At 57.3% G+C, this 24,250-nt stretch carries 20 protein-coding genes, 1 tRNA gene and 1 pseudogene; 9 read left to right on the top strand and 13 right to left on the bottom strand.

Going from position 1 to position 24,250, the window contains the following annotated elements; translation table 11 throughout:
* Positions 1 to 120: 120 nt before the first annotated feature.
* From dnaG to AC1RBA_RS22395, 6 genes and pseudogenes are all read left to right on the top strand, one after another.
* A complete protein-coding gene (dnaG, locus tag AC1RBA_RS22370; RefSeq protein ID WP_070287782.1) occupies positions 121 to 1,917 on the top strand; it encodes a DNA primase in 1,797 nt (598 codons plus the stop codon).
* Positions 1,918 to 2,381: 464 nt separating this feature from the next.
* Positions 2,382 to 4,622 carry an RNA polymerase sigma factor RpoD gene (gene rpoD / locus AC1RBA_RS22375; RefSeq protein WP_070287785.1) on the top strand — a complete coding sequence of 747 codons (2,241 nt, stop codon included), beginning with the start codon at positions 2,382 to 2,384 and terminating at the stop codon, positions 4,620 to 4,622.
* A 110-nt stretch (positions 4,623 to 4,732) separates the two neighbouring features.
* Positions 4,733 to 4,811, top strand: a tRNA-Ile gene (locus AC1RBA_RS22380).
* A 329-nt stretch (positions 4,812 to 5,140) separates the two neighbouring features.
* Positions 5,141 to 5,355: pseudogene (locus tag AC1RBA_RS22385) on the top strand (tyrosine-type recombinase/integrase); the annotation flags it as partial.
* Positions 5,356 to 5,387: 32 nt separating this feature from the next.
* Positions 5,388 to 6,602: a HEPN domain-containing protein gene (locus AC1RBA_RS22390; protein ID WP_139142878.1), complete on the top strand. Its 1,215-nt coding sequence runs from the start codon at positions 5,388 to 5,390 to the stop codon at positions 6,600 to 6,602.
* Between the two features lie 205 nt (positions 6,603 to 6,807).
* The gene (locus AC1RBA_RS22395) at positions 6,808 to 7,143 is read left to right on the top strand and encodes an FKBP-type peptidyl-prolyl cis-trans isomerase (protein WP_070287787.1); all 336 of its coding nucleotides are present in this window, start codon (positions 6,808 to 6,810) and stop codon (positions 7,141 to 7,143) included.
* A gap of 13 nt (positions 7,144 to 7,156) precedes the next feature.
* On the opposite strand, the gene AC1RBA_RS22400 is transcribed toward AC1RBA_RS22395, so the two are convergent.
* Both AC1RBA_RS22400 and AC1RBA_RS22405 read right to left on the bottom strand, forming a co-directional pair.
* Positions 7,157 to 7,636 (bottom strand): DUF2726 domain-containing protein, encoded by a 480-nt coding sequence (locus AC1RBA_RS22400; protein ID WP_492419866.1) that lies wholly within the window; start codon positions 7,634 to 7,636, stop codon positions 7,157 to 7,159.
* 97 nt (positions 7,637 to 7,733) lie between these two features.
* Positions 7,734 to 8,447, bottom strand: coding sequence for a YjjG family noncanonical pyrimidine nucleotidase (locus tag AC1RBA_RS22405; protein WP_492419867.1), 714 nt, complete (start codon positions 8,445 to 8,447; stop codon positions 7,734 to 7,736).
* 128 nt (positions 8,448 to 8,575) lie between these two features.
* On the opposite strand from AC1RBA_RS22405, the gene AC1RBA_RS22410 reads away from it, so the two are divergent.
* Positions 8,576 to 9,301: a pyridoxine 5'-phosphate synthase gene (locus AC1RBA_RS22410; RefSeq protein WP_492419868.1), complete on the top strand. Its 726-nt coding sequence runs from the start codon at positions 8,576 to 8,578 to the stop codon at positions 9,299 to 9,301.
* 121 nt (positions 9,302 to 9,422) lie between these two features.
* Here AC1RBA_RS22410 and AC1RBA_RS22415 read toward each other — a convergent pair whose 3' ends face one another.
* The 5 genes from AC1RBA_RS22415 to AC1RBA_RS22435 all read right to left on the bottom strand — a co-directional run bounded on the left by AC1RBA_RS22415 (position 9,423) and on the right by AC1RBA_RS22435 (position 12,523).
* Positions 9,423 to 9,824 (bottom strand): STY0301 family protein, encoded by a 402-nt coding sequence (locus tag AC1RBA_RS22415; RefSeq protein ID WP_492419869.1) that lies wholly within the window; start codon positions 9,822 to 9,824, stop codon positions 9,423 to 9,425.
* Positions 9,821 to 10,228: a BPSL0067 family protein gene (locus AC1RBA_RS22420; RefSeq protein ID WP_492419870.1), complete on the bottom strand. Its 408-nt coding sequence runs from the start codon at positions 10,226 to 10,228 to the stop codon at positions 9,821 to 9,823. Before AC1RBA_RS22420 ends, AC1RBA_RS22415 begins: the two co-directional genes overlap by 4 nt.
* Positions 10,182 to 10,673 carry a DUF4265 domain-containing protein gene (locus AC1RBA_RS22425; RefSeq protein ID WP_492419871.1) on the bottom strand — a complete coding sequence of 164 codons (492 nt, stop codon included), beginning with the start codon at positions 10,671 to 10,673 and terminating at the stop codon, positions 10,182 to 10,184. The genes AC1RBA_RS22420 and AC1RBA_RS22425 overlap by 47 nt, the downstream gene beginning before the upstream one ends.
* Before the next feature lie 288 nt (positions 10,674 to 10,961).
* A complete protein-coding gene (locus tag AC1RBA_RS22430; RefSeq protein ID WP_175444717.1) occupies positions 10,962 to 11,624 on the bottom strand; it encodes a hypothetical protein in 663 nt (220 codons plus the stop codon).
* A 179-nt stretch (positions 11,625 to 11,803) separates the two neighbouring features.
* Entirely contained in the window at positions 11,804 to 12,523 is a 720-nt protein-coding gene (locus AC1RBA_RS22435) for a Crp/Fnr family transcriptional regulator (protein ID WP_035828139.1), read from the bottom strand.
* Positions 12,524 to 13,021: 498 nt separating this feature from the next.
* Here AC1RBA_RS22435 and AC1RBA_RS22440 point away from each other — a divergent pair, with 498 nt between their 5' ends.
* Entirely contained in the window at positions 13,022 to 14,710 is a 1,689-nt protein-coding gene (locus AC1RBA_RS22440; RefSeq protein ID WP_492419872.1) for a methyl-accepting chemotaxis protein, read from the top strand.
* 10 nt (positions 14,711 to 14,720) lie between these two features.
* Here the strand turns inward: AC1RBA_RS22440 and AC1RBA_RS22445 are convergent, their stop codons facing one another.
* Positions 14,721 to 14,939: an oxidoreductase-like domain-containing protein gene (locus AC1RBA_RS22445; RefSeq protein ID WP_492419873.1), complete on the bottom strand. Its 219-nt coding sequence runs from the start codon at positions 14,937 to 14,939 to the stop codon at positions 14,721 to 14,723.
* 375 nt (positions 14,940 to 15,314) lie between these two features.
* Between AC1RBA_RS22445 and AC1RBA_RS22450 the strand changes: the two genes are divergently transcribed.
* On the top strand, positions 15,315 to 16,859 hold the full coding sequence (locus AC1RBA_RS22450) for a DEAD/DEAH box helicase (protein WP_492419874.1): 1,545 nt from the start codon (positions 15,315 to 15,317) through the stop codon (positions 16,857 to 16,859).
* Between the two features lie 316 nt (positions 16,860 to 17,175).
* Here AC1RBA_RS22450 and AC1RBA_RS22455 read toward each other — a convergent pair whose 3' ends face one another.
* The 5 genes from AC1RBA_RS22455 to AC1RBA_RS22475 all read right to left on the bottom strand — a co-directional run bounded on the left by AC1RBA_RS22455 (position 17,176) and on the right by AC1RBA_RS22475 (position 24,243).
* A complete protein-coding gene (locus tag AC1RBA_RS22455) occupies positions 17,176 to 18,417 on the bottom strand; it encodes a GumC domain-containing protein (protein ID WP_070287804.1) in 1,242 nt (413 codons plus the stop codon).
* Positions 18,418 to 18,517: 100 nt separating this feature from the next.
* The gene (locus tag AC1RBA_RS22460) at positions 18,518 to 20,428 is read right to left on the bottom strand and encodes a polysaccharide biosynthesis protein (protein WP_070287806.1); all 1,911 of its coding nucleotides are present in this window, start codon (positions 20,426 to 20,428) and stop codon (positions 18,518 to 18,520) included.
* 260 nt (positions 20,429 to 20,688) lie between these two features.
* Entirely contained in the window at positions 20,689 to 21,249 is a 561-nt protein-coding gene (locus AC1RBA_RS22465; protein ID WP_070287808.1) for a sugar transferase, read from the bottom strand.
* Positions 21,250 to 21,259: 10 nt separating this feature from the next.
* The gene (locus AC1RBA_RS22470; protein WP_070287810.1) at positions 21,260 to 22,198 is read right to left on the bottom strand and encodes a UDP-glucose 4-epimerase family protein; all 939 of its coding nucleotides are present in this window, start codon (positions 22,196 to 22,198) and stop codon (positions 21,260 to 21,262) included.
* A gap of 350 nt (positions 22,199 to 22,548) precedes the next feature.
* Positions 22,549 to 24,243: a heparinase II/III family protein gene (locus AC1RBA_RS22475; protein ID WP_492419875.1), complete on the bottom strand. Its 1,695-nt coding sequence runs from the start codon at positions 24,241 to 24,243 to the stop codon at positions 22,549 to 22,551.
* Positions 24,244 to 24,250 lie beyond the last annotated feature (7 nt).

Genomic DNA, 24,250 nt, shown 5'->3' on the forward strand with positions numbered 1-24,250 from the left:
GTAGCAAGGGCTGCCAGCCGTCGCGCTGGCAGCCGCTCAATCGCCCACACGTTGACCTGGCTCAACCTCCGGCCACGTGCGGTAGTATAGTCTGACCTATAACAAGACCCGCCCTCGCCAGTGATACCTCAATCCTTCATTTCCGATTTGCTCAACCGCGTCGATATCGTCGACGTCGTGGGGCGCTATGTGCAGCTGAAAAAAGGCGGCGCCAATTTCATGGGCTTGTGCCCGTTCCACAGTGAAAAGTCGCCCAGCTTTACCGTCAGCCCCACCAAGCAGTTCTACCACTGCTTCGGCTGTGGCGCGCATGGCACCTCGATCGGCTTCCTGATCGAATACTCGGGGATGGGGTTTGTCGACGCCGTCAAGGACCTGGCGCAAAACGTGGGCATGGTCGTGCCGGAAGCGGACGACAAGATCCCGCCGGCCCAGCGCGCGCAGATCCAGGCACAAAGCCTGGCCCTGTCCGACGCCATGACGCAGGCGTGCGATTATTACCGGGGGCAATTGCGCCACGCGCCGGAAGCCATCGCCTACCTCAAAAACCGGGGCTTGACGGGCGAAGTGGCCGCTCGCTTCGGTATGGGTTTCGCGCCCGGCGGCTGGGACAATCTGCGTTCCGTCTTCCCCGATTACGACGTGGTGGCCCTGGCCGAGGCCGGTCTCGTGATCGACAAGGTCGATGAAGAGGGCAACAACCGCAAGCGCTACGACCGTTTCCGTGAACGCATCATGTTTCCGATTCGTAATACCAAGGGCCAGGTCATCGCCTTTGGCGGCCGCGTACTCGACCATGGCGAGCCGAAATACCTGAATTCGCCGGAAACCCCCTTGTTTTCCAAGGGATTCGAACTATATGGGCTGTTCGAGGCGCGCCAGGCCATCCGCGACGCCGGCTACGTGCTGGTGACGGAAGGGTATATGGACGTGGTGGCGCTGGCGCAGATGGGTTTCCCGCAAGCGGTGGCCACCCTGGGCACGGCGTGCACGCCCACCCACGTGCAGAAACTGCTGCGCCAGACCGATAACGTGATTTTCAGCTTCGATGGCGACAAGGCCGGCCGCCGCGCCGCGCGCCGCGCGCTGGAAGCGAGCCTGGCCCACGTGTCGGACAATAAAACGATCAAATTCCTGTTCTTGCCGTCGGAACACGATCCGGACAGCTATATCCGCGAATTCGGTGCCGAGGGTTTTGAGCAGCAGGTGCATGAAGCCATGCCGCTGTCGCAATTCTTGTTGAAAGAAGTGTCGGGCGAGCATGATCTGTCGGAACCGGAAGGGCGCGCCCGCGTGCAGTTCGACGCCAAGCCCCTGCTGCAGCTGATGGCGCCGTCGTCGCTGCGCCTGCAGATCGTGCGCGGCCTGGCGCAGTTGACGCAGTCCACGCCGGCCGAGATCGAAGCCCTGTTCGAGCTGGCCAAACCCGTTGCCGTGGCGCACCGCGCGCCGCCGAAATCGGGCCGTCCCGTGCCCGTGGGTCTTGAATTGAAGATCATGCGCATGCTGGTGGCACATCCGCCCTTGACCTTGCGCATCGATGAAGCGGCGCTGACCGCCTTCCAGCACCTGGGGCCGGATGCGGCGCACAGCCTGGGGCAGCTGGTGGCCGTGGGCCAGGCGCTGGGCGAGCACGGCAGTTTTGCCGCGCTGGCGCAGCAGTTGAAGGAGCTGGGCAGCGAATACGACGAGATCATCGGCGAGATCGCGGCCGGTACGGAATCCGACTACGACAGCGAATTGTCATGGCTGGTGAGCACCATCCGCGAGATCAAATTGAATGCCTTGAAGGCGGAATTGCAGCAATTGTTTGCGTCGGGTTTGCCATCGGAGAAAATTGGTGTACGCTACCGCGAAATCATGCAGGAGCAGGGCGAGCTGGAACGCGAACGCGATGCCGAGTTGGTGAATCGCTAACCTTGCCCTGAGGGTATGGCGCGCACTGGAAAAACATTTTTCGCGTGCTATAATTAAATGCTAAGTATTGTGTGCTTTGGCAAGCTAGTTCTGTTTCGTAAATAGTATTTGTTTTCAGTAAGTTAGGCTCTTGATCGGCGCGGTGGATCGTGTCGGCAGCCAGGGCCAACTGGCGCTTTCGGCGTTGCGGGCAAGGCTCGCGGACGCTTGCAAGCCGCGCCAGGCTCTCGCTCCCAACGCGGTCGATGCAGGAATTTTTGCCGAGACGGCTGGCAACAGCCGGTGGACAGGAATTGCTGCGCTTCCCGCGGATCGTGGCCGATGAGGTGTAAGTAACGTAACAGTGTCGAATTTGCGTAGTCGGCAGGTTCGAAGATGGTGGTTCCCGCAGGTAGACAGGGAACTGGCAGCAAACTTTATCCTAATCCACCGTAAAGCAAGTCGTTGTGTAATCGAAAGCGCCTGTGCCAATCAAGAAACCCGAATCCAAAGCGGCTGCAAAGCCCACTAAAGTTACCACGAAAGCCGAAAAGGCGCTCGACCGGCCAGAAGCGCGCGTGACCAGCGCGCCCGTGGTCAGCCAGACCACCGACGCCGCTACCCTGGCGGCCATCGATACGTCCGGTTATGTCTTGCCGTCGGTAAAAGTGCCAGGCCGCCGCGGCCGCAAGCCAAAAGAATTCCAGCCAGAAAATGATGAAGTCGCCGCCCTGAACGCCGTCGAGCGGGCCGAACTGAAGGCCGTCGACAAGGCCAAGGCCAAGGACCGCAAGGCGAAAGAGCGCGCGCTGCTGAAGGATGCGTTCTCGTCCGACACGGAAGCGAGCGAGGAAGAACTCGAGCGCCGGCGCCAGAAACTCAAGACCCTGATCAAGTTCGGCAAGGAACGCGGTTTCCTCACGTATGCGGAAATCAACGATCACTTGCCCGAAAACATCGTCGATCCGGAAGCCATCGAAGGCATCATCGGCACCTTCAATGACATGGGCATCGCCGTCTACGAACACGCGCCCGATGCGGAAACCTTGTTGTTGTCCGATAACGTTGCCGTCGTCACCAGCGACGACGAGGCGGAAGCGGCGGCCGAGGCCGCATTGTCGACCGTCGATTCCGACTTTGGCCGCACCACCGACCCCGTGCGCATGTACATGCGCGAGATGGGCTCGGTCGAGCTGCTGACGCGCGAAGGCGAGATCGAGATTGCCAAGCGCATCGAAGATGGCTTGAAAGACATGATCCAGGCCATTTCCGCCTGTCCCGTGACGATCGCCGAGATCATCGCCGCCGCCGACCGCATCGCCAACGAAGAGATCAAGATCGACGAAATCGTCGACGGTCTCGTCGATGAAAACGAACCGGTCGCTGCCGCTCCTGTCGTTTCCGCTCCCGTCGAAGAAGACGAGGAAGAAGGCGAAGCGGAAGAAGAGGAAGAGGAAGAAGAGGAAGAAGCGAGCGCTTCGGGCGCCGCCGGCTTCTCCGCCGAACAGCTGGAAACCCTGAAACGCACGGCGCTGGAAAAATTCGCCGTCATTTCGCAGCAATTCGACAAGATGCGCCGTGCCTTCGAGAAAGAAGGCTACAACTCGAAGCCGTACGCCAAGGCGCAGGAAGCCATTTCGCAAGAGTTGCTGGGCATCCGCTTCACGGCCAAGGTCGTGGAAAAGCTGTGCGACACCCTGCGCGGCCAGGTCGACGAAGTGCGCCATATCGAGAAGCAGATCCTCGACGTGGCCGTGAACCGCTGCGGCATGCCGCGCGCCCACTTCATCAAGGTCTTCCCGGGCAATGAAACCAACCTCGACTGGGTCGATGGCGAAGTCAACGCAGGACACGCGTACAGCGCCATCCTGGGCCGCAACATTCCGACCGTCAAGGAACTGCAGCAGCGCCTGATCGACCTGCAGGCGCGCGTCGTCTTGCCGCTGCCGGACTTGCGCAACATCAACCGTCAGATGGCGGCCGGTGAAATGAAGGCGCGCAAGGCCAAGCGCGAAATGACGGAGGCCAACTTACGCCTGGTCATTTCGATCGCCAAGAAATACACGAACCGGGGCCTGCAATTCCTCGACCTGATCCAGGAAGGCAATATCGGCCTGATGAAGGCCGTCGACAAGTTTGAATACCGCCGCGGCTACAAGTTCTCGACGTATGCGACTTGGTGGATCCGCCAGGCCATCACGCGCTCGATCGCCGACCAGGCGCGCACGATCCGCATTCCCGTGCACATGATCGAGACGATCAACAAGATGAACCGGATCTCGCGCCAGATCCTGCAGGAAACAGGCGCGGAGCCCGATCCGGCCACCCTGGCGATCAAGATGGAGATGCCCGAGGACAAGATCCGCAAGATCATGAAAATCGCCAAGGAACCGATCTCGATGGAAACACCGATCGGCGACGACGACGATTCGCACCTGGGCGACTTCATCGAGGACAACAACACCCTGGCCCCGGCCGACGCAGCGCTGCACGCCTCCATGCGGGGCGTGGTCAAGGACGTGCTCGATTCCCTGACGCCACGCGAAGCAAAAGTGCTGCGCATGCGTTTCGGCATCGAGATGTCCACCGACCACACGCTGGAAGAAGTGGGCAAGCAATTCGACGTGACGCGCGAGCGCATCCGCCAGATCGAAGCCAAGGCGCTGCGCAAGCTGCGCCACCCATCGCGCTCCGACAAGCTGAAAAGCTTCTTGGAAGGCAACTAGAAGCCAATAGGGCTTGACGTACGCCCCTGATACCCCTATCCTCGCGTGTCCGTTTCCAAAACGGCCGCGCGAGGCGGGTTTTCAACAGCGCCGCCACGCCGCAGTCCCTTGGGCCTCTAGCTCATGCTTGGTTAGAGCAGCGGACTCATAATCCGTTGGTGCCGTGTTCGACTCACGGGAGGCCCACCAGAATTAGCAGCAAAAAAATCCCCGGCGGGTGACTGCCGGGGATTTTTTTATGCGCGAGACAATCGTCGCAAGGTTTGGTCTTTTGGGCGTGATAGCTGCTGGTTTCGTCACCAATTCCATCTTTATGGCGGTATGGAACGGGTAAGAGGCATCGCGTAGTCTGCCAGTCGTTCGACCTTGTATTGGCAATTGAGCACGCTACGGGTCATGATCGTTGTTCAATGCGGCTATGGTTGGGCTTGTGTCTGAATGGCGGACCTGACCCTGCCACCCCTTTGACCCTGCCACCCCTTGTGTGTCTGAATGGCGGACCTGACCCTGCCACCCCTTGGTATAAACCGCTGAAACGTTGCGAAATTGATGATTTTCGTTGGCATGATTTGAGGCATACTTGAGCAAGTTGGCATGTGCAATATGTTACTCCTCTGAATGTGCTTCAGGAGTTTTTGGGGGGGAGAGTGCGCAGATGGTTCGCCGATACGCACACTTTTCAGCGGAGCATTTGGAAAAATATGTAAAGAGATTCCCTGCTTTTATGGTGTAGATTATTTTTCGAAAATTAAAAAATGAGGAAATATGGTTAGTGTAGAATATTTGGCTATTATGGATAAGCAAAGTACTTTTTGCGATTCAATTATTAGTTTTAATAAATTTTTGCAGGTTGATTCCTCAATTGTAATTAACGGAGGTAAAATTCACTTTAAAGAGAGTTTTGTTTGTGATTACAAGATTCATGATGGAGATGTGACTGGAAGAAATCAGCATTATTTTCACGTACTTTTCAAAATTGATAGCGATGCTGATGGTGATCTGATAAAATTTTCCGAATTTTTAAAAATTATTAGAGGACTATTTTCAAGAATAAATGCCGAGGTGGAAACATTGTGGGATGATATATCTTTTTGCTATTCTAAAAAAGCGTATACCATAATTCATCAGGTCGAAAATTTGATGAGGAAATTAATTTCAAATTTTATGTTGGTTAAAATTGGAACTGATTGGGTTGTTGAGACCTCTCCTCCAGAAATAAATGATGTTATAAATAAAGGTAAGCGATCCTCTAAAATAAATGTACTTCATAACCTTGATTTTATTCATTTGGCACATTTTTTAATTAAGCCATATACAAAAACTGGGATTGCGGAACTGTATAGTGGAATTAAAGCTGCGGAAAGTACAGAAGATTTAGAGAAATTAAAATCGTGCTTGCCTGAATCAAATTGGAATAGATATTTCTCATCCTTGGTAAGTTGTGATGATACTTTTTTGCAGAAGAGATGGGATGATTTGTATATTTATCGCTGCATTATTGCTCATAATGCAATATTAAATAAGAGTCAATTTGATAGAGTGTTAGAGATATCAAATGAATTGAATGAGACATTGATAAATGCTTTGAGTAAGCTTCCGCAGGTAACTGTGCCAGAGTCAGAAGTTAAAGATGTTGTTGAGCGTGTCAATGATAGGGATAAATTTGTAAGTGTAAGTTTCGAGGTGGCTTGGAGAAAAATGGAAGCTTTACTTGAGCTAATCTTGATTAAGTTTGAGCTTCCGATAAGTGATATATTAACTAATTGTCGAGTTTTGGAGCTGGAAGGTGTTTTCACGAACGAGGAAACTTCTATTGTTGAATACTTAATTGATTTCCGGGGGAGGTATTATTATGAACCTGATAATAATTTTGAAAAGCGATCTGTTGATAGAGCCATAAGATTTATTGGCGGCATCTGCGATTCTCTGGAGGCGACACTTAATTCCATCAATGAAAATGGTATGCGAGTAGAGAATTAATTTTAAGGAAACTATGTTCTGGTGATTTTCTTGGTTGATTTTTTAGGTAGAGCATGTGTCTCATAATCCATTGATGCCGTATTCGATTCACGGGAGGTCCACCAGAATTGAGCAACAATAGAACAAGCCCCGACAGGTGACTGCCGGGGCTTTTTTCGTGCTGTCGTACAATCGCGGCATAGCGATTGACGAAGGATGAAACGAGATGACTGCTGAAGTGAAGATTGACGATATCGTGGTAGGCGACGGCAAGGCGGCGGCGCGTGGCGCGCTGGTCACGGCACATTACCGGGGCTGGCTGGAAGATGGGACGGAGTTTGACTCGTCGCACAAACGGGGTGAGCCTTTCCGCTGCGTGTTGAGCAATAACAAGGTCATTCAGGGCTGGATTCTGGGTTTGCACGGCATGCAGGTCGGTGGCACGCGCAAGTTGTGGGTGCCCGCGCATCTGGCGTATGGCGAGCGGCAGGTGGGTTTGATACCGCCGCATTCCAATTTGATCTTCGAGATTGAGTTGCTGGAAGTGCTGACGCGCGATTGATGTCTGGATGGTGTCAGCAGGCAGATACGACGCCGGATTTTTTCAGCAGCAGTTGCTCGACATCGGCGCGCAGCGCCTGCTGGGTGGGGAAGTTGGCATAGCGCAAGGTGACGTAACCGGCCAGCCTGAGCATGGCGTCGCGCTCCTGATCCTGGCGTTCGCGGCCGGCGTGGCTGCGGTCGTTGAGTTCGATCACTGCGATGACGTTCAGTTGCTGGCTGCACAGGACAAAATCGGCCACCTTGCGGTCGAAACGGTTTCTGTTTGCCCGTCCCTGCGCCGTCACCAGTGCGGAAAACGCCACTTGCGCCAGCACCGTGCATTCCGGCAAGGCCGTTTGCAGCAGGTGGTACATCTGCTGTTCGCGTGTTGTCATGACGGGTTTTCTTTGCAGACGCAGCGGCCTGCGAGATTTCGCAGCCTGGCGCGTGGCCAGCATGGCAAGGAACAGGATCACTGCCGCGATGGCGATCAGGACGGTGTAGGAAGGCATGGGCTGGTACCAGAATGGACGAGCCCTGATGGTACGCGAACAGCGGCGTGTTTTCGTGCCGCCGCCAGCGTATTTCAGATGGTGCGCTTGTGGAAGATCAAGCCTGTTTCAGGTTGACCTGCATCATGCCCAGCAGCGGCGCGATCTCGTGCAGGCTGGCGACTTCACAGGTGGGGATGGCGGCCGAGGTGTTGGCCATGCCGTCCGGGTTGAACCAGCAGCTGGCTATGCCGTAGCGGTTGGCGCCCAGGATGTCGGCGTCTAGCCGGTCGCCGATGATGATGGTCGTTTCCTTGTTGAATGCGCGCGCCATGTTGGCCGCGTATTCGAAGAAGCGCACGTCTGGCTTGGCGTGGCCGCACGCTTCGGAGGTGGCGACGAAGGAAATGTAGTCGCTCAGGCCGGAGGCGGCGATGCGGCGGTTCTGGATGGATTCGACGCCGTTGGTGATGATGCCCACTTCGCCAATGCGCGACAGCGTTTCGCACACTTGCTTGGCGCCATCGATGAGCACGACCGTGTCCGGCAGCGATTCCAGATACAGGCGGCTGGCCAGTTCCGGGTCGATGGCGATGCCGTTCAGCGCAAACGTCTTGCGGAAGCGTTCCACCTTCAGGAAATCCTTGCTCACCTCACCCGTCTCGAAACGTTTCCACAGGTCGACGTTGATCGCCTGGTATTGGGTAAACAGCCCGTCGATGCCGTCGCGCAAGCCCAGTTCATGCATGGTGTGCAGGAAGGAGCGTTTTTCGGACGCGCGGAAGTCGAGCAGGGTATCGTCCAGGTCAAACAGGAATAGCTGGTAGGTCATGGTATGTATTGAAAGCGTGGAACTTGTCTTGCATCGTAGCACGTAGCGCTGAGTTCGGTTGGCCGTGCCCTGCGCGGGCGATCCGCTACAATCGCTGCCAGACCCGTCACTTTCACTTCATTCCTTTCATGACCCAGCTCTCCGTCAACGTCAATAAAATCGCCCTGCTGCGCAATTCGCGCGGCCGCAATTTCCCGGACCTGCTCGCGTTTTCCGCGCGCTTTCTCGACCTGGGCGCCGCCGGCATTACCCTGCACCCGCGCCCGGACCAGCGCCATGCGCGCTACGATGATGTTGCCCCGTTGCAGCGCCTGTGCGCGGAACGGGGACGCGAACTCAACGTGGAGGGCTATCCGGCGGCGGAATTTCTGCAGGTCGTGAAAGACGCGCGCCCGGCGCAATGCACCCTGGTGCCCGATATGCCGGGCCAGCTGACGTCCGATCACGGCTGGGACATCGAACGGCATGCGGCGCTGTTGCGTCCCGTCATTGCGGAATTGAACGACCTGGGCATCCGCGTCAGCCTGTTCGTCGATGCCGACTATCCGGCGCTGGAATGGGCGCGCGAGGTGGGCGCGGCGCGGGTCGAACTGTACACGGAACGGTTTGCCGAGAGTTATAGCTGCGGGCACGGCGATGCCGTATTCGATACCTATCTGCAGGCGGCGCAGCGGGCGCAGGCGCTGGGGCTGGGCGTGAATGCGGGGCACGACCTCGATTTGCACAACCTGGCGCGCTTCCTGGACATTCCCGGCATCCTGGAAGTGTCGATCGGCCACGCGCTGGTGGTTGAGTGTATCGAGCAGGGCATGGACAAGGTGCTGGGACGCTACCTTGAGATATGTCAATCGTAGGGCTGCCGCACATCGAACGCGCTTGCCGCTTGCTGACCTTGCTTAGCAGTCATTTCTGAATGGATTTTTGCATGTTTGACGCAATTGCGGGGGAGTGGCTTGAGGAGTGGTATTGAGCGCACTATTTGCACTGAAAACTGACTATTTTCGTTTGCTGTGTAATGGCTGCAACGCACTGTATGACGCCCGGCAAAGCCATGCGCAGGTAGCGTTCGGTACCGGCATACAGGCAGTCCACCTGAAACAGATACTCGGGTGCATCAAAATTGATGTCCCAGCGTTGATGCAAGGTGCCGTTGCGTGTCCATTCCTTGTCCGGGGCCAGGATAGGCAACGCTTCGCCAGCTGCTGGCGGCTGATCCGCCGGATAGGACAGCACGCGTACGCTGTCGAGCCTGGCGGCTGGCAGGTTCCAGCTTGAGGGAGGCGCTTGCGGGCAAGACACGGATGCAATGGGGGCCGCGGCAGCTGGCCGCATCGCTGCGGCAGCGATGGCCAATACCAACAGTGCGAGCGGCTTCATTCCACTACCGAATAGCGTTCGGGACGATTCGATGCCCCCGCCGCCGAACGGCCGAAGTAGATCACGCGGGCGCTGGGCTTGTGGTTACGCCACTGGTCGAAAATTTCTATGCCGCCAGGCACCTGGCGGATGAACAGCGCCGCATGATTGCCCTGCCGCAGACTCTGATAGCGGCCGTTGACGAAGGTGGCAATCACTGTACCTTTCGCGATACCGCCTTTTTGTAAGGCATAGCGTTTCTCTCTGTGGCCGACGATAGAGAGAGCGTACGCAAGGCGTGGGTTAGCATCTTGATGTGGGCCAGAGCAATACGGAGCATTGACGTAGGTCAGGTCCCCGTGTGTCACGTCAGCAACCTTACATATCCACCCACCAGTTGAGCAAGGTTTCATCATCGTCGTCATCAAGGTTGACGTAGATGTTGGCGAAGTACCATTCCACGCCCGTCGCCGTGCGGAAGGCGTCGAAGGGGCCGTTGACATTGTAGATGCCGTGGTGTCCCGGCACGCTGAAGGTGAGGTTGCCCTTGTACTGGCCGTCCATGGTGCCGCCCAGCTGGCTTTGCACGTCGCGTTCGAGCTGGTCCACTGCTGCTTGCGGCACATCGTCGGCGTAGATCTGGATGCAGAAGTTGCCACCGCGCTTTAAGACTTCGGCGGGGGCGAGCGGGTTGGCGATGTTGACGATGTCGCCGCGCGCCAGGTTCAGGGTCAGGCCGGGCGAGGCCAGCAGTTCGTAGACGTGTTCGTCGATCTGGCGCGCGGGCAGGGTTTCATACACGGGACCGCTGGTGTTTTCGCCTGCCAGTACGCGGATGTGCGGCAAGCCTTCGCAATTAATGTCTTCCATTTATTCTTTCATAGTGCCGGCGCAATGCGCCGCAGGACGCCAGGTAGGGGTATATGGCAATATTGTACCGGCTAGGTGTTTGCTGGCGGGGTATGCAACAGTGCAGACGGGGAGACGCAATCGGGAATGCCGTGCCGGCAGGTGGTTGTTTATGTGGCCTGTGCGGTTCGAAGTGCCAGTTATGCGCCCTTGTCGCAATGCTTGGCCTGCGGCGTTTCAAGAACACGGAATATGCAAAAGGCACGCCGCAGCGTGCCTCGATATCATGCCAGGCGGGTTGGCCTCAGCTTAGAAGCGGTAGCTGGCACTGATGCGCAGCACTGGATATGCCTTGAAATCCTTGACCTTGTCGGACAGTTTTTCGTTTTCAGCGGCAACGTCCGTTTTCAGGGCGGCACAGACCAGCGGGTCGCAGCCGGTATTGTGCAGCGAGGTTTTCGGCGAACCCTGGAACAATACGCCGATGTCGCTGGAAATGCTCCAGCCTGCCTCTTTCACCGGGTTGCCCCAGCCGATGCCGATGTAGGGGGCGACCTTGCGGAAATCGATGGTGCCGTCCAGCTGGCCAGCGCTGGCCGCCGTATAGGTGTTGCCGTTCAATGTGTAGCTGCCGCTTTTGTTCGGCTTGCCTTTGGCATCGATTTTATTGCCGTTGTACACGACGCCGGCGCTGACGCGGAAGGCGCCGTCCATGGGGAAGTAGTCGAGCAAGGCGTCGAAGGTGCGCAGTTTGAGTTTCAGCTTGTAGTCGACGTCTTCGGTGCTGGAGTCGTAGGAGTAATTCAGGAAGCCGACGCCAAAACGGGCATTCAGATTCGATTGCAGCGGCACGCTCAGGTGGGCGCCGACGCCAGTCGTACCCAGGTCGGCGGCGATGGCGATTTCTGCCTGGGCTTGGCTTGCGCAGAACATGCCTGCCAGTAGGGCGGCGATCAGGTATTGCTGTTTCATGCTTACTGACTCCAGTCGTTGGTCTAATTATGTACGCGATAAATTACCCAATTGAAACTAAAGTTTCTATTGGGTAATTTCAACGAGAATAATAGAGGCTGGATTGTTGCCAAGCAAGACGAAGTGGCAAATGGTGGTACAAGGTGTTGCTTTCCTGCCGCATCAGCTTGCGACGTGGCTTAATTGTGTGCGCTGATGCCGCTGCGGAATTGTTCGAAACCGGCGCGTGCGGCTTTATAGCAATTGCCGGCGGCCGCTTCCAGGCCTTCGCGGTCGAGCACTTCGACCGTGCCGCGACGGTACTGGATCAGGCCTTCGTCCTGCAGCTTGCGCGCCGTGACGGTGACGCTTTCGCGGCGCACGCCCAGCATGTTGGCCATGGTGTCTTGCGTGACCTTCAGTTCGTTCGACAGGGAACGGTCGAGGCGGTCCAGCAGCCAGCGGCACAGTTTTTGTTCGATGCTGCAATGACGGCCGCCCACCACGTTCTGCGCCATTTGCGCAAACATGGCGCTGGTGTAGCGCATCAGCAATTGCGCCAGCGCGCCGCCTTCATTGAACACTTCGCGCAGGAAGGCGGTTTTCAGGCGGTAGCCGTAGCCTGCCGTCTGCACGATGGCGGTGCAGGTGGCGCGCTCGGCTTCGTACAACACCACGCCAGCCACGCCTTCGCGGCCGATGACGGCGATCTCGGTGGTGGCGCCGTCTTCCATCACATACAGCAGGGAAACGATGGCGTTGGTGGGGAAGTACGTGTATTCAATCTTGCCGCCGCAATCGAACAGGTGCTTGCCGGCAGGCAAAGCGACCAATTCCAGCTGGCAAAACAGGCGCTCCAGATCGGCGCGCGACAAGGCGCGCAGCAATTCGTTCTGTTGGGCGCCCGTGATGCTGATCATGGGTGTGGCCGGAGCGGCTTGCCAGTTGTGCTGGGCGGCTGCGTGGCTATTCGTTGCTGGTGTCAGGTTGCTATAAGCTTTGTACATGGTAGGGCCTCGTCTTCTGATTTTGTTGGATGGCGCTGCTTTTCTGGCTTGCTAGCGTTGTGCTGAATCTTGTATCCACTATAGAACCAGGGGGCAATGACGGGCATCGGATGAGCCGACGTGCTTATGTAGGCTAGGAACATTGCCCCGTGTCATCCAACTCCTACGCCCGCTCTTCATTTTCCCGTTTGGAAACAACCGTGTTTGGACAAAAATGCGGCGCGCTGCCCGCTACACCTGAACTTTGGCCGCATGCCGCGATCAAACCACTCTGCGTTGCAGTGCGTCGGTGATAAAATGTTGCCTTACGGAAATTTAACCGGCGTTTCGGTATGAGCCGCCGCATTACCTGCGCCGTGTTGGTGCGCGCCTGTCTTGTCCCGTTTACCTGTTAATGAAGGAACGCAACGCATGAAATGGTTTTTTGATCTGAAAATTGCCACCAAGCTGATCTTGTCGTTTGGCGCCGTGCTGCTGCTGACGGCCGCGCTGGGCGTGTCGGCGATCTTTTCCATGGCGCGCATCAATACCGCGTCGACGGACCTGTCCGACAACTGGATGCCCAGCGTGCTGGCGGCCATGTCCATGCGCAGCGATGTCAGCGATTTCCGCCGCTGGGAACTGGCGCACATGCTGGCCGCGCAGGATGCCGACATGGCGCAGAACGAAACGCGCATGACGGAAACCCAGGCCAGGCTGAAGGCCGATGCCGACAAGTACCGCGGCCTGATTTCCGAACCGGGCGAGAAGGAAGTGTTCGAGCGCTTCCTGGCGCTCAACGATGAATTCATGCGCCTGCATGCAACCATGCTGAGCCTGTCGCGCGAGATGAAAAAGGAAGAGGCGCGCGCGCTGGCCGTGGGACCGTCGGCCCAGGTGATGACGGACATGATGGCGGCGCTCGATAAACTGGTGGCGATTAACACGGACGGCGGCGTGCGCTCGAGCGCCGGCGCGGACGCAACCTATGCGGCCTCGCGCGCCAGCCTGATCGGCTTGGTGGCGGGCATCGTCATCATCGGCATGCTGCTGGCGCTGTGGGTGGCGCGCAGCGTGGCGCGTCCGCTGATCGAGGCCGTCGGCGTGGCGCGCCGGGTGGCGGCTGGCGACTTGACGGCACATATCGTTGTGCGATCGCAAGACGAAACGGGACAATTGATGCAAGCCCTGAAAGACATGAATGCCAGCCTGCAAAACCTGGTGGGCCAGGTACGCGGCGGCACCGATACCATCGCCACGGCGTCGAGCCAGATCGCCGCCGGCAACCAGGATCTGTCGTCGCGCACGGAAGAGCAGGCCAGTTCGCTGGAAGAAACGGCTTCGTCGATGGAAGAGCTGACCTCGACCGTGAAGCAGAACGCGGACAATGCGCGCCAGGCCAACACCATGGCGCAGACCTCGTCGAGCATCGCCATCGAGGGCGGCAAGGTGGTCAGCGAAGTGGTGGGTACGATGGCGTCGATCAATGCCTCGTCGCGCAAGATCGTCGACATCATCGCCGTCATCGACGGGATTGCTTTCCAGACTAATATCCTGGCCCTGAATGCGGCCGTCGAGGCGGCGCGCGCAGGCGAGCAGGGGCGCGGCTTTGCCGTCGTCGCCACGGAAGTGCGCAACCTGGCGCAACGCTCGGCCGCAGCGGCCAAGGATATCAAGGTCCTGATCGGCGATTCGGTCGAGAAAGTCGAGGCGGGCTCGAAACTGGTGGACCAGGCGGGCCGCACGATGGATGACATCGTTGCCAGCATCACCCGCGTGACGGACATCATGAGCGAGATCACGGCCGCCAGCAGCGAGCAGAGCGCCGGTATCGAGCAGGTTAACCAGGCCATCACCCAGATGGACCAGGTGACGCAGCAAAATGCGGCCCTGGTGGAAGAGGCTGCCGCGGCGGCCGAGTCGATGCAGGAGCAGGCCGCCAGCCTGAGCGCCGTAGTCAGCATCTTCAAGCTCGATGCGGCCAGCGCCGCCGCAAACCGGCCGCGTGCGCCTGTCAAGGCTGTCAAGGCGTCGGCAGCCGTGACGCCGGCAGTTGCGCCTCGTCAACTGGCCAGCACGGCGCGCCGCACGGCACCAGTGGATGAGTGGGAAAGCTTTTAATTGAATTAAGTTAAGCGCGCTTGCGCGGCTTCCTGACGCTCTGGGCAGCGGGCGCGGCAGCGGCTTGCTGGCGCTGTTTCCACGCCCTCAGGGCTGCTTCGTAGGCGGCCAGGTCCTCCTGGTACATTTCCAGTACGCAAAAGGTGCAGCCGCTGTGGCAGCACTCGTCGTTGCCCGGTTTGCTGGGCGGCTGCGGTTGCGGATCGTGGGATAAAGGCGGGGTGGGCATGGTAAGGGCAGGGGACGGCGGAGCTGGCATCGGCGTTGGCATCGGAGCCGGCATGATACGGCATCCCGGAGGTCTATTGCTGGAACGCTTTTTGCTCAAAAATCACGGTTTCCGTGTACAGTTGCGGTGAATTAGGGTATCGTTTACAGCACTGATATTGTATCTTCTGCGCGCGATGTTCCGCCGGCGCGATCTCCGCCGCCATCGCAGCACATCTCTTCGACGCTCCCGCATACGCCCTACAGCATGTCCCGGAGCACGGAGGTGCCGCAAGAACAATGATCCATGGCTTGCAAGACGGAGCTGCCTGTGCCCCGAAATGTTGTTTATTGAGAAAGCATGGCTTCCGCAGTGCGGAGGCACACCAGAAAATTTATGTCTGAAACCGAATCGACTCCTAAGCCCAGCCCGGCGATTGCCCCTGAAGCGGCGCCCGCCGCCGCTGCGCCTGCACCTGCCGCATCCGCTGCTCCCAGCCTGACCTTTGCCGACTTTGGCCTCGCGCCTGAAATCCAGCGCGCATTGACCGACCAGGGTTACACCCATCCGACACCGATCCAGGAACAAGCGATCCCCGTGGTGCTGCAAGGCCGCGATGTGATGGGCGCCGCGCAAACGGGCACCGGCAAGACGGCCGGTTTTTCCTTGCCGATCATCCAGTTGCTGATGGCGCACGCCAGCAGCAGCATGTCGCCGGCGCGCCACCCGGTGCGCGCGCTGATCCTCACGCCGACGCGTGAGTTGGCGGTGCAGGTGGCCGAGAACGTCAAGGCCTACGCCAAGCACACGCCGCTGCGCTCGACCGTCGTCTTCGGCGGCATGGATATGAAGCCGCAAACCGTCATCCTGCGCGGCGGCGTGGAAATCGTCATCGCCACGCCGGGCCGCTTGCTCGACCATATCGAGCAAAAGAACATCAGCCTGAGCCAGGTGCAGATGCTGGTCATGGATGAGGCCGACCGCATGCTGGACATGGGTTTCCTGCCGGACTTGCAGCGCATCATCAACTTGTTGCCGAAACAGCGCCAGAACCTGATGTTCTCGGCCACGTTCTCGCCAGAAATCAAGAAACTGGCCGCCACCTTCCTCAACGATCCGCTGACGATCGAAGTGGCGCGCAGCAACCAGACGGCCGACAAGGTCACACAAGTGGTCTACAAGGTGACGGAAGACCAGAAGCATGCCCTGGTCGCCCATCTGCTGCGCCAGCGCGACTTGAAGCAGGTCATCGTATTCTCGAACACCAAGATCGGCGCTTCGCGCCTGGCCCGCGTGCTGGAACAGGAAGGCATGAGCGCCACGGCGATTCACGGCGACAAGAGCCAGCAGGAACGCATGGCGGCGCTGGAGGCGTTCAAGAAGGGCGAGATCGACGTGCTGGTGGCGACCGACGTGGCGGCGCGCGGCCTGGATATTTCCGACCTGCCTTGCGTCATCAACTTCGACTTGCCGTACAACGCGGAAGACTATGTGCACCGCATCGGCCGCACGGGCCGCGCCGGCGCCTCGGGCGACGCCATTTCGATCTACTCGGATAAGGACGAGCGCTTGCTGGCCGATATCGAGAAACTCATCAAGCAAAGCATCAAGCGCGGCGAATTGACGGGCTTCAACCCTGCTCCCGCCCGCAGCGGCGACAGCGAGCGCCGTCCGCCGCGCCGCAGCGAAGGTGGCGAGGCACGCCCCGCGCGTGCCCCCGAGAGCCGCCATGCCGGCGACAGCCGCGACAGCCGCTCCGCCGAGCGCGGTGCGCGTCCCGCTTTTGGTCCCGGCGCACGCCGCGAAAAGGCTGATCCCTGGTTCCTCAAGCCATATGAGCCGGCCAAGGCCGCAGCCCCGGCTGCCGCCAGCATGGCGCCTGCCGCAGTCAAGCCGAAGCAGAAAGTGGCGGCATTGCTGGGTGGTTTGTTGAAGCAATAAGGAGCAGTATCAGGATGCAGCGTCTGCCGTCTTGCCATGCATTTGCCGGAGATCCTTGCGGCGCCACTTTTTATTGAGGACAGTGGCGGCGTATGGATTCCCTGGCGACGCCATCGCCATGCGCGCCATCGTACCGGCTATTTTCATGCCGGACGATGGCGCGTTTTGCATTGTATCGTGCGTGGTATTGAAGCAGGGAGGGCGCATACGCTGCCAGCGTATGCGCGGATGAGGCTATGAAGGCGGTTGTCTGCCAGTTCGTGACCCGTGACTTGATGTCTCGGCAGATGAATCCTGCCCTGCCGAGAGCGTATTCTTAGTTGCTTAATTGCGTGCGATTTGCAACCCACCATTTACGCGAGAGCGCAATCAGGCAGGCAAGCACGAAGCCAAGCAAGGCACTCGCAACCAGCGCTGTCGAGAGACGGGTAGTGCGGTTCTCCGGCAAGCTCGGGCCGGCGATAAAGCGGCTCTTTTCCAGGTAAAGATTGATCGAATTTTGATTGTCGACCGTAATTTTGTTGTATACCTCTTTGACCAGTTCGTCATTCAGGTTTTTGTTCTTGAATGCGCGTTCTTTGCTGGCTTCCAATGCGCGCAGTACGGCTTCGCCGGATTTGTTGGCGTCGAGCTCAGCCTTGGCGAGATCGTAATAGTCACGCAGCAACAGATATTGTTGCTGTTCTCGTTTGGCCTGGTAAATGGCTTCTTCCGCCGCACTGGCCTCGATTTCGGCACTCATCAGTTGCGTCACTGGTGACAGGTAGCGTGAGTTCTCATCCGTTACGGTGACGACTTGAGATGCTGCCTGCACCTCGGACTTCGGGTAGCGGGAAACTATCTGCTTGAGGTTGCTGATGCGCCTGCCGTATTCTGCAAGTTTCTCCTTGCTGCCAATGATGTCATTGTCGAGCTTGGTGATTTTGGCGGTAATTTCCAGATGCTTGAAGCGCAGTGCATCGGTATAGATCAGGTAGACAATCGTGTCGACCGTGTAGCGCCCCAGCAGGGCCACGATACGTTGCGCCTCTTCTGGCGTGCTGGCTTCGTAACTGATGCGAAAACCGATCACATTGTTGCTGCTTTCCTTGGGCTGCTCCATTAAATCTTTGGCATCGAGTTTGGTGAAAGGGAAAATTGGCACGATGATGGTGTTCAGGCTCTTTTCACTGGTGATGTTGGCGCGCAGACTGGCAATGCTGGGAGTGTTATCGAGTTTGGTGGCGCGCACATAGTCGTCGAAGCGGCCACGGCTGCCAAAGGCTGCCGAATAGCGCTTGTAGTCACTGAGTTGAATGCCGGTGGCGGCTTCCTTGACGTCTTTCATCTTTGTCATTTTTTCTGCTGGCAAGGGGATGGGCCCGCCAAATTGCAGAAAGCCCTCACTTTTGTACTTGGCAAAAAACAGTGTACTACCCAGCCCCAGTGCGATACAGGCCACGGTGATTCCAGTAATCATGCGACGCGCATGCCACAGTGTACTCAGGAGATCGGTCAGGGAAATCAGACCTTCGTCGTATTCTGTGTTGTGTTGGGTGAACTCTTCCTGCTTTTTCATGTGATTTCTCAAATTATGTATAGATGAATAATATGTACAAGGAAAGACCTGCCGACAGTTGTGTTTTGTCAGCCTTGCGGTCTTTTCCTGGCTGCCGGCATCATCCGCGTAATGCCAGTGCCTTGTTTTTTTCGGACCAGATCAAGTCTTCAATGCCGCATTGTGGCGTGTATTCTTTCACTGCTTTCAACAATACGGTCCGCACATCCTCATAGGCGAAGCGCTTGCAGGCGTCGTCGAGCTCAGCCAGCAGCAGCTGTAATTCAGCGTGCGGTATCTCGGATTCCTGCGCGCGCATGATCAGCGGGTGTTCTGTCCCCTCGACATTGTCGCCGATGAGCAGTTCTTCGTATAGCTTCTCGCCGGGGCGCAACCCGACATGTTCGATTTCGATGCCGTCCGGGGCCGACTTGCTCTTTACTTCCAGCCCGCTCAGATGCACCATGCGTTCGGCCAGATCCATGATCTTCACCGGCGCCCCCATGTCGAGCACGAAAACATCGCCGCCTTCGCCCATTGCGCCGGCCTGCAGCACCAGTTGCGCGGCCTCGGGAATGGTCATGAAATAGCGCGTAATTTCGGGGTGCGTCAGTGTGATGGGACCACCGGCCATGATCTGTTTGCGAAAGAGGGGGACGACCGAGCCGGACGAGCCCAACACGTTGCCAAAGCGTACCATGCAAAAGCGCGTCTTGCCGCGTTCCTGTGCGAAAGCCTGCAGTATCAGTTCAGCCAGGCGTTTCGTCGAGCCCATCACATTTGTCGGGCGCACGGCCTTGTCGGTAGAAATCAGCACAAAGCATTTGACCCCTGTATCCATTGCCGCCTGCGCAATGCTGAGCGTGCCGAAGACGTTGTTGCGCACGCCTTCGACGGGATTGTACTCCACCAGTGGAACATGCTTATAGGCGGCCGCATGATAGACCGTTTCCACCGTGAAGGTACGCATGATCATCGTGCACTTCTCCGTGTCCAGCACAGAACCCAGGAAGGGCAGCAGTTCTAGCTCTTGCCCATGCGCGTGTTTAAATCCCTTCAGCTCCTGCTTGATCGAGTACAGCGCAAATTCAGACATTTCCAGAAGAATGAGTCTGGAAGGTTGCAGCCGAATGATCTGGCGGCACAGTTCGGAGCCAATCGAGCCGCCGGCACCGGTCACCATCACAGACTTGCCGGTGATGCAGCTTGCAACCAGATTCAAGTCCGGCGCTACCTGATCACGGCCCAGCAAGTCTTCGATTTCAATGTCGCGGACATCTTGCAGGCGTTGCTCGCCGCTGACCAGGCTTTCGACCGGTGGAGTTACCTTGATCTTTACCTTGAACACTTCGAGCTTGTCGAGAATGCGTTTTTTCTGACTTTTCGTCAACGACGGCATGGCGAGCAGCACTTCACTGATATTTCGCTTGGCTATCAGCTCCGCCAAGTCCGATGGGGCGTGCACCTTGATCCCGGCCATGGTCGTGCCTCTGAGTTCCTTCATGTCGTCGATAAAGGCCAGCGGCTGATACTCGTGTCCGGCGCGCAAGGCTGTGGCTAGCTGTGTTCCTGCCTTGCCCGCGCCGTAGATTGCAACCCGGACGGCCTTGTGTTCTGCATTGGCTTGCAGCAGGAAGCCGCGCGCCAGAAATCTGCTTGCCACCACATAGGTAATTGCACTGACCCAGTAAATACCAAAAACCCCGCGGGAAAGCCCTTGCATATGTGTCAGGAATGCACCCAAGGCGACCAGCAGCGCCACCGAAATCGTCACGCCCAATAAAATGACGTAGACGATTTTTTGGTCAATGAAGCGTATGACGGCGCGATACAAACCAAGCCGGATAAAAATGGGAATCGAAATGAGTGGCGTTGCCAGGATAAGCCACAAATATTGGCGGAATAAATTGGAATCGACGACGTCATATCGCAGAAGAATGGCAAGGGCGAATGTCAACGGTAAAAGAAATAAATCAGCCGTTGCCGCTATCATTTGTTTATGGAAACGCGATATATCAAGAAAGGATTTCATTTCACTATTCTAGCGTGATGGTGTTGTTGAGTAGTGGTATTGTTTATGATGCCCGCTCAACAATATGACGGCAGGAACCACATCAAGATAAAGTTAGTATCTAAGTAACCCTCAATAAATTCTTGTGATCTCTGACTTCCATAACCGGCGCTCTACTGCGTTGCCAACTGCTAGCAGTGCTCGCACTGCATCGCAGTCGGCGCCTTGTATAGCATCCGGTTCTGTTTGTCATAAATTCACAATAATTTCCTGGCGATTACTTAGTGCGTTACGCCATCTCTGCGCACGACCTTGAGGAAGGTCAGGAAGATAATCTTTATGTCGAAGAAAAGAGATTGCCGTTGCATATACTCGGCATCGAGCCTGACTTTTTCAGGGATTGCCAATTCATCACGTCCGCTGACCTGAGCCAGGCCGGTCAAGCCCGGCAAGATTGTGCTGACGCCCTGCTCGGTGCGCAGTTCGATGAGGTCTTGCTGATTGAACAGCGCTGGACGCGGGCCCACGAAACTCATGTCGCCGCAGAGAATGCTCCACAACTGAGGTAACTCGTCCAGGCTGGATTTGCGCAGAAAGGAACCTGCCGGGGTCAGGAATTGTTTCGGGTCGGTTAGCAAATGGGTCGCTACGGCGGGGGTTCCCGTGCGCATTGTGCGGAATTTCGGCATGCGGAAAATACGATTATGCCGCCCAACACGGTCTGACCAGTACAGCACCGGACCGGGTGAGGTTACTTTGACCAGTAGCGCGACCAGGATAATCGGTGGTAGCAGCATGATGAGCGCGGTCAGCGACAGAGTGAAATCGAAAAACTTTTTCATGTTAGAACCGTCAATGAAGGGATAGAAAAGCGGAGGCGGTTTTGCGCATCGCTTCAGGCAGACTCACCACCGGCAACCAGTCCAGAGTTTGCTTGGTATGCGAAATATCCACTTGCAGTGATTCCAGCAAGCGCCGTGCCTGCATCGATTGGCCCAGCAGTGTGGCGACGAAGGTCAGGCATGACGCAGGTACGGGAAGCAGGCAGGAGCGCTTGCCCATCGCCGTCGATAGCATCTTGAGCAATTCTCCAATGCTGACATCGTGGTCATCGGAGACCAGGAAGGTTTCACCTGCCGCTCTGGGGTGGGAACTGCAGAGTATGAGTAGATCGACAAGATTGTCCAGGGCCACCATGCTGCGGCGATTACGTACCGCTCCCAATGGCAGCGGCAGCCCGGTGTTGGCCAGCTGCATCAGGCGATGAAAATTGGCGCGCACGCCAGGACCGTACACCAGAGGTGGTCTCACGATCACCACTTCCATGCCGTTTTGCCGGGAGAATTCTCTCAACGCACATTCGGCTTCATGCTTGGACTGACCATAGGGGTCTTGTGGTGCGGCGATGTCTGACGCAGTGAAGGGTTTCGCCAAGGTGGACTCCCCGTTCACCTTCACGCTGCTGACGAAGATAAATCGCTTTACGCCATGTTGTGCAGCCTGTCGTGCGAGATTCATTGTTGCTGCAACGTTAATTTCCCGGTAAGCACCCAGCGCATCCGCAGCGTTTTCCTGCATGACGTGGACCCGGGCTGCCAAATGAATGACAACGGAACAAGATTCCAGTGCTTCTGTCCAATTCGTTGTCGCGCTCAAATCACCGATTGGAAACATGGATGGTGTCAGTTTCGTGCGTGCGGCCGCAGAAAACGGGACTTGGCGCCGCGTCAGTTCTTCGCACAGCGCGGCACCGACAAAGCCATTGGCGCCAGTAATCAGTATTTTTTGCATTGTTATAAGGTAAGATTCTTGCGGTATTTTATGCCGTCGATATAATTGATTTTGTAAGATAGAGTAAGTTTTGTATCTATTTGCAATAGAATCTCATAAAGCGCCGGCCATGCCGGGTGAACTATTTCATGCCTATCGGAGGCATATCTTTTACCTGGTTTGATCGCTGCTGCTGAAAATACCATGAACGCAAGCTATAGCTATATATATCAGCCAATGGCGTACTTGCTTCAGAAAAGGACTCGCAGCATACCATGCAACGATGGCCGCCGCTCCTGTTTCCTTGGCGTGCCCCCTTTTTCTGATACCGTTATTGCTATCGGTGCAGCGCTTCTTGATAGGAGGCGCTGTTAGCTACTTTCTGTCGCTGGGTGCCAGCCGATGGCGCTTGTCAGCGTCGCTCCGGTAAACCGCAACACCAGGCACTTTGTCGGCAGGGCTTGTCCGAACCGCGGGTGCCAGGTGCTTTCCAAGACTTTGAGCGTTCCTCCCGTGAGCCCGAAGTTGATTAGCTGGCCTTCCGGTAACTTCAACTGGCATTGCTGCTGCGAGAGTCCATCCATGACGCGGATATCGGGATGCAAGTGGAAGTGAGCTTCTGCCTGACCGAAGGTGCCGCTTACCGTATCGCTCAGTTCCAGGGAACCAGGCGAGAGGTGCCAAGTACGGGTGTGCCGGTTTTTTCCGGGAAGGCGATGATAGCCGTCATGCGCGCAAGAGACCGAGATCGCATCCTTGCCTGGATTGATCCGCAAGGCGGTGATGCGGGCACGGCGCGCAACACGAAACCCGCTCCATACTTCGGAGGAATCCTGCTGGTCGACGCAGACCGTGTTGTGGGCGCTGGTGCCGCGCTGGCGCAGGCGCTCAGTCCCAAGCCCATATTCCGACGTCCCGGAATTGACGAAGACGCGCTGTCCAAATAAAGACAGTTCGAATGACAGGGTATCGGCGTGGGCATGGCCAGGCAGGTAGTCCGGCCCGATGGGGCCTATATCGAGCAAGGCCACTGCTTCGTCTTGCTGAATGCGCAAGTAGCCGCTATCGGCCAGGTGATGGACACCGTCCGGCAGGGTCGGAACACAGGCATGGCCAAGCCGTGACGCGTACTTTTCCAGCTCCGGAGTCGGCACGGCAATGTCGAAAGCGGCGTCATTGAAGAAGCTGATCCGCCGGTCAGGGTGGCTCATTGCCAGCAGCCAGACGTGCATGGGGCCTGCCAAGGCACGCCAGCTAGCCGCCAGCGCGCGGGCACGTGCGTCGAGAGCCCCGCCGAACGCCTGCATCACATTGTCCAGGTCAAGGATGTCTTCCAGTGCGAGCGCATGGTACATCGTGCTGCGTTCGAACTGGCCCCCATCGGGCAGGATCTGCTCGGGAATTTCGCTGGCAAGTATTTGCATTCCCGTTGCCAGCCATTTCGCCGCCTCAGGGCCCGAAAAAAAGAGCCCGGCAAAAATCAATGCCTTTGCGTTTGCAAACAGGTGGTTGCCTAATAGATGGATCTCCAGTCGCTTCGACAGCCAGCGCACCTGAGTTGCAAGGCTGTCAAGTTCTGCTGGCGACAGCGGTGAGCCGTTCAGCGCCCATTTGATCCAATTGATGACTCGGAGCGAAGTAGGATAGGGTTCCCAGCCGCTACCTTGACCAGGCGGATTCTCGCGCATCCAGCGGTCCAGAAAACGGTGATGTTGCGCCCCGTGCATGGCTGCGTCAGCGCTGTGCAACGTGTCGAAATAGTGCAGATTGTAGCGCCACAGTTTGCCCACAGCGGGATCGTCCCAACCCTGCAGCGTATCCAGGTCATGTGTTTCATTCAGGAAGCAAAAAACCGCCTCTCCCGAAAGGCTGGCCGGGCGCGCCGCCGGTACCACCCACGTGCCGGACAGTGGCCGCAGCGGCGGCGCCGGACGCAGGTCGGCACTTACTGGCTTGTACTTGAACCAGATCCGGCCATAGAACTGAATGGGCTTCAGGTGCCGCAAGGTGTGCCAGTACTTGAGCGCCACGTCGTTCATCGCAGCACCCGCACGCAGGCGGCGCATTTTTCGC

This window comes from Janthinobacterium sp. GW823-FHT03B06, assembly GCF_058796955.1.

Excerpts from the sequence above, each read along its gene's own strand:
- AC1RBA_RS22425 (WP_492419871.1), bottom strand. The coding sequence starts at position 10,673 with ATGGAAGACATTAATTGCGAAGGCTTGCCGCACATCCGCGTACTGGCA.
- AC1RBA_RS22465 (WP_070287808.1), bottom strand. The coding sequence starts at position 21,249 with ATGAAAAAGTTTTTCGATTTCACTCTGTCGCTGACCGCGCTCATCATG.
- AC1RBA_RS22435 (WP_035828139.1), bottom strand. The coding sequence starts at position 12,523 with ATGATCAGCATCACGGGCGCCCAACAGAACGAATTGCTGCGCGCCTTG.
- AC1RBA_RS22430 (WP_175444717.1), bottom strand. The coding sequence starts at position 11,624 with ATGAAACAGCAATACCTGATCGCCGCCCTACTGGCAGGCATGTTCTGC.
- AC1RBA_RS22440 (WP_492419872.1), top strand. The coding sequence starts at position 13,022 with ATGAAATGGTTTTTTGATCTGAAAATTGCCACCAAGCTGATCTTGTCG.
- AC1RBA_RS22390 (WP_139142878.1), top strand. The coding sequence starts at position 5,388 with ATGGTTAGTGTAGAATATTTGGCTATTATGGATAAGCAAAGTACTTTT.
- AC1RBA_RS22455 (WP_070287804.1), bottom strand. The coding sequence starts at position 18,417 with ATGAAAAAGCAGGAAGAGTTCACCCAACACAACACAGAATACGACGAA.
- AC1RBA_RS22415 (WP_492419869.1), bottom strand. The coding sequence starts at position 9,824 with ATGAAGCCGCTCGCACTGTTGGTATTGGCCATCGCTGCCGCAGCGATG.
- AC1RBA_RS22475 (WP_492419875.1), bottom strand. The coding sequence starts at position 24,243 with ATGCGCCGCCTGCGTGCGGGTGCTGCGATGAACGACGTGGCGCTCAAG.
- AC1RBA_RS22410 (WP_492419868.1), top strand. The coding sequence starts at position 8,576 with ATGACCCAGCTCTCCGTCAACGTCAATAAAATCGCCCTGCTGCGCAAT.
- AC1RBA_RS22460 (WP_070287806.1), bottom strand. The coding sequence starts at position 20,428 with ATGAAATCCTTTCTTGATATATCGCGTTTCCATAAACAAATGATAGCG.
- AC1RBA_RS22470 (WP_070287810.1), bottom strand. The coding sequence starts at position 22,198 with ATGCAAAAAATACTGATTACTGGCGCCAATGGCTTTGTCGGTGCCGCG.
- AC1RBA_RS22400 (WP_492419866.1), bottom strand. The coding sequence starts at position 7,636 with ATGCCTTCCTACACCGTCCTGATCGCCATCGCGGCAGTGATCCTGTTC.
- AC1RBA_RS22405 (WP_492419867.1), bottom strand. The coding sequence starts at position 8,447 with ATGACCTACCAGCTATTCCTGTTTGACCTGGACGATACCCTGCTCGAC.
- AC1RBA_RS22450 (WP_492419874.1), top strand. The coding sequence starts at position 15,315 with ATGTCTGAAACCGAATCGACTCCTAAGCCCAGCCCGGCGATTGCCCCT.
- AC1RBA_RS22395 (WP_070287787.1), top strand. The coding sequence starts at position 6,808 with ATGACTGCTGAAGTGAAGATTGACGATATCGTGGTAGGCGACGGCAAG.
- AC1RBA_RS22445 (WP_492419873.1), bottom strand. The coding sequence starts at position 14,939 with ATGCCCACCCCGCCTTTATCCCACGATCCGCAACCGCAGCCGCCCAGC.
- AC1RBA_RS22420 (WP_492419870.1), bottom strand. The coding sequence starts at position 10,228 with ATGACGACGATGATGAAACCTTGCTCAACTGGTGGGTGGATATGTAAG.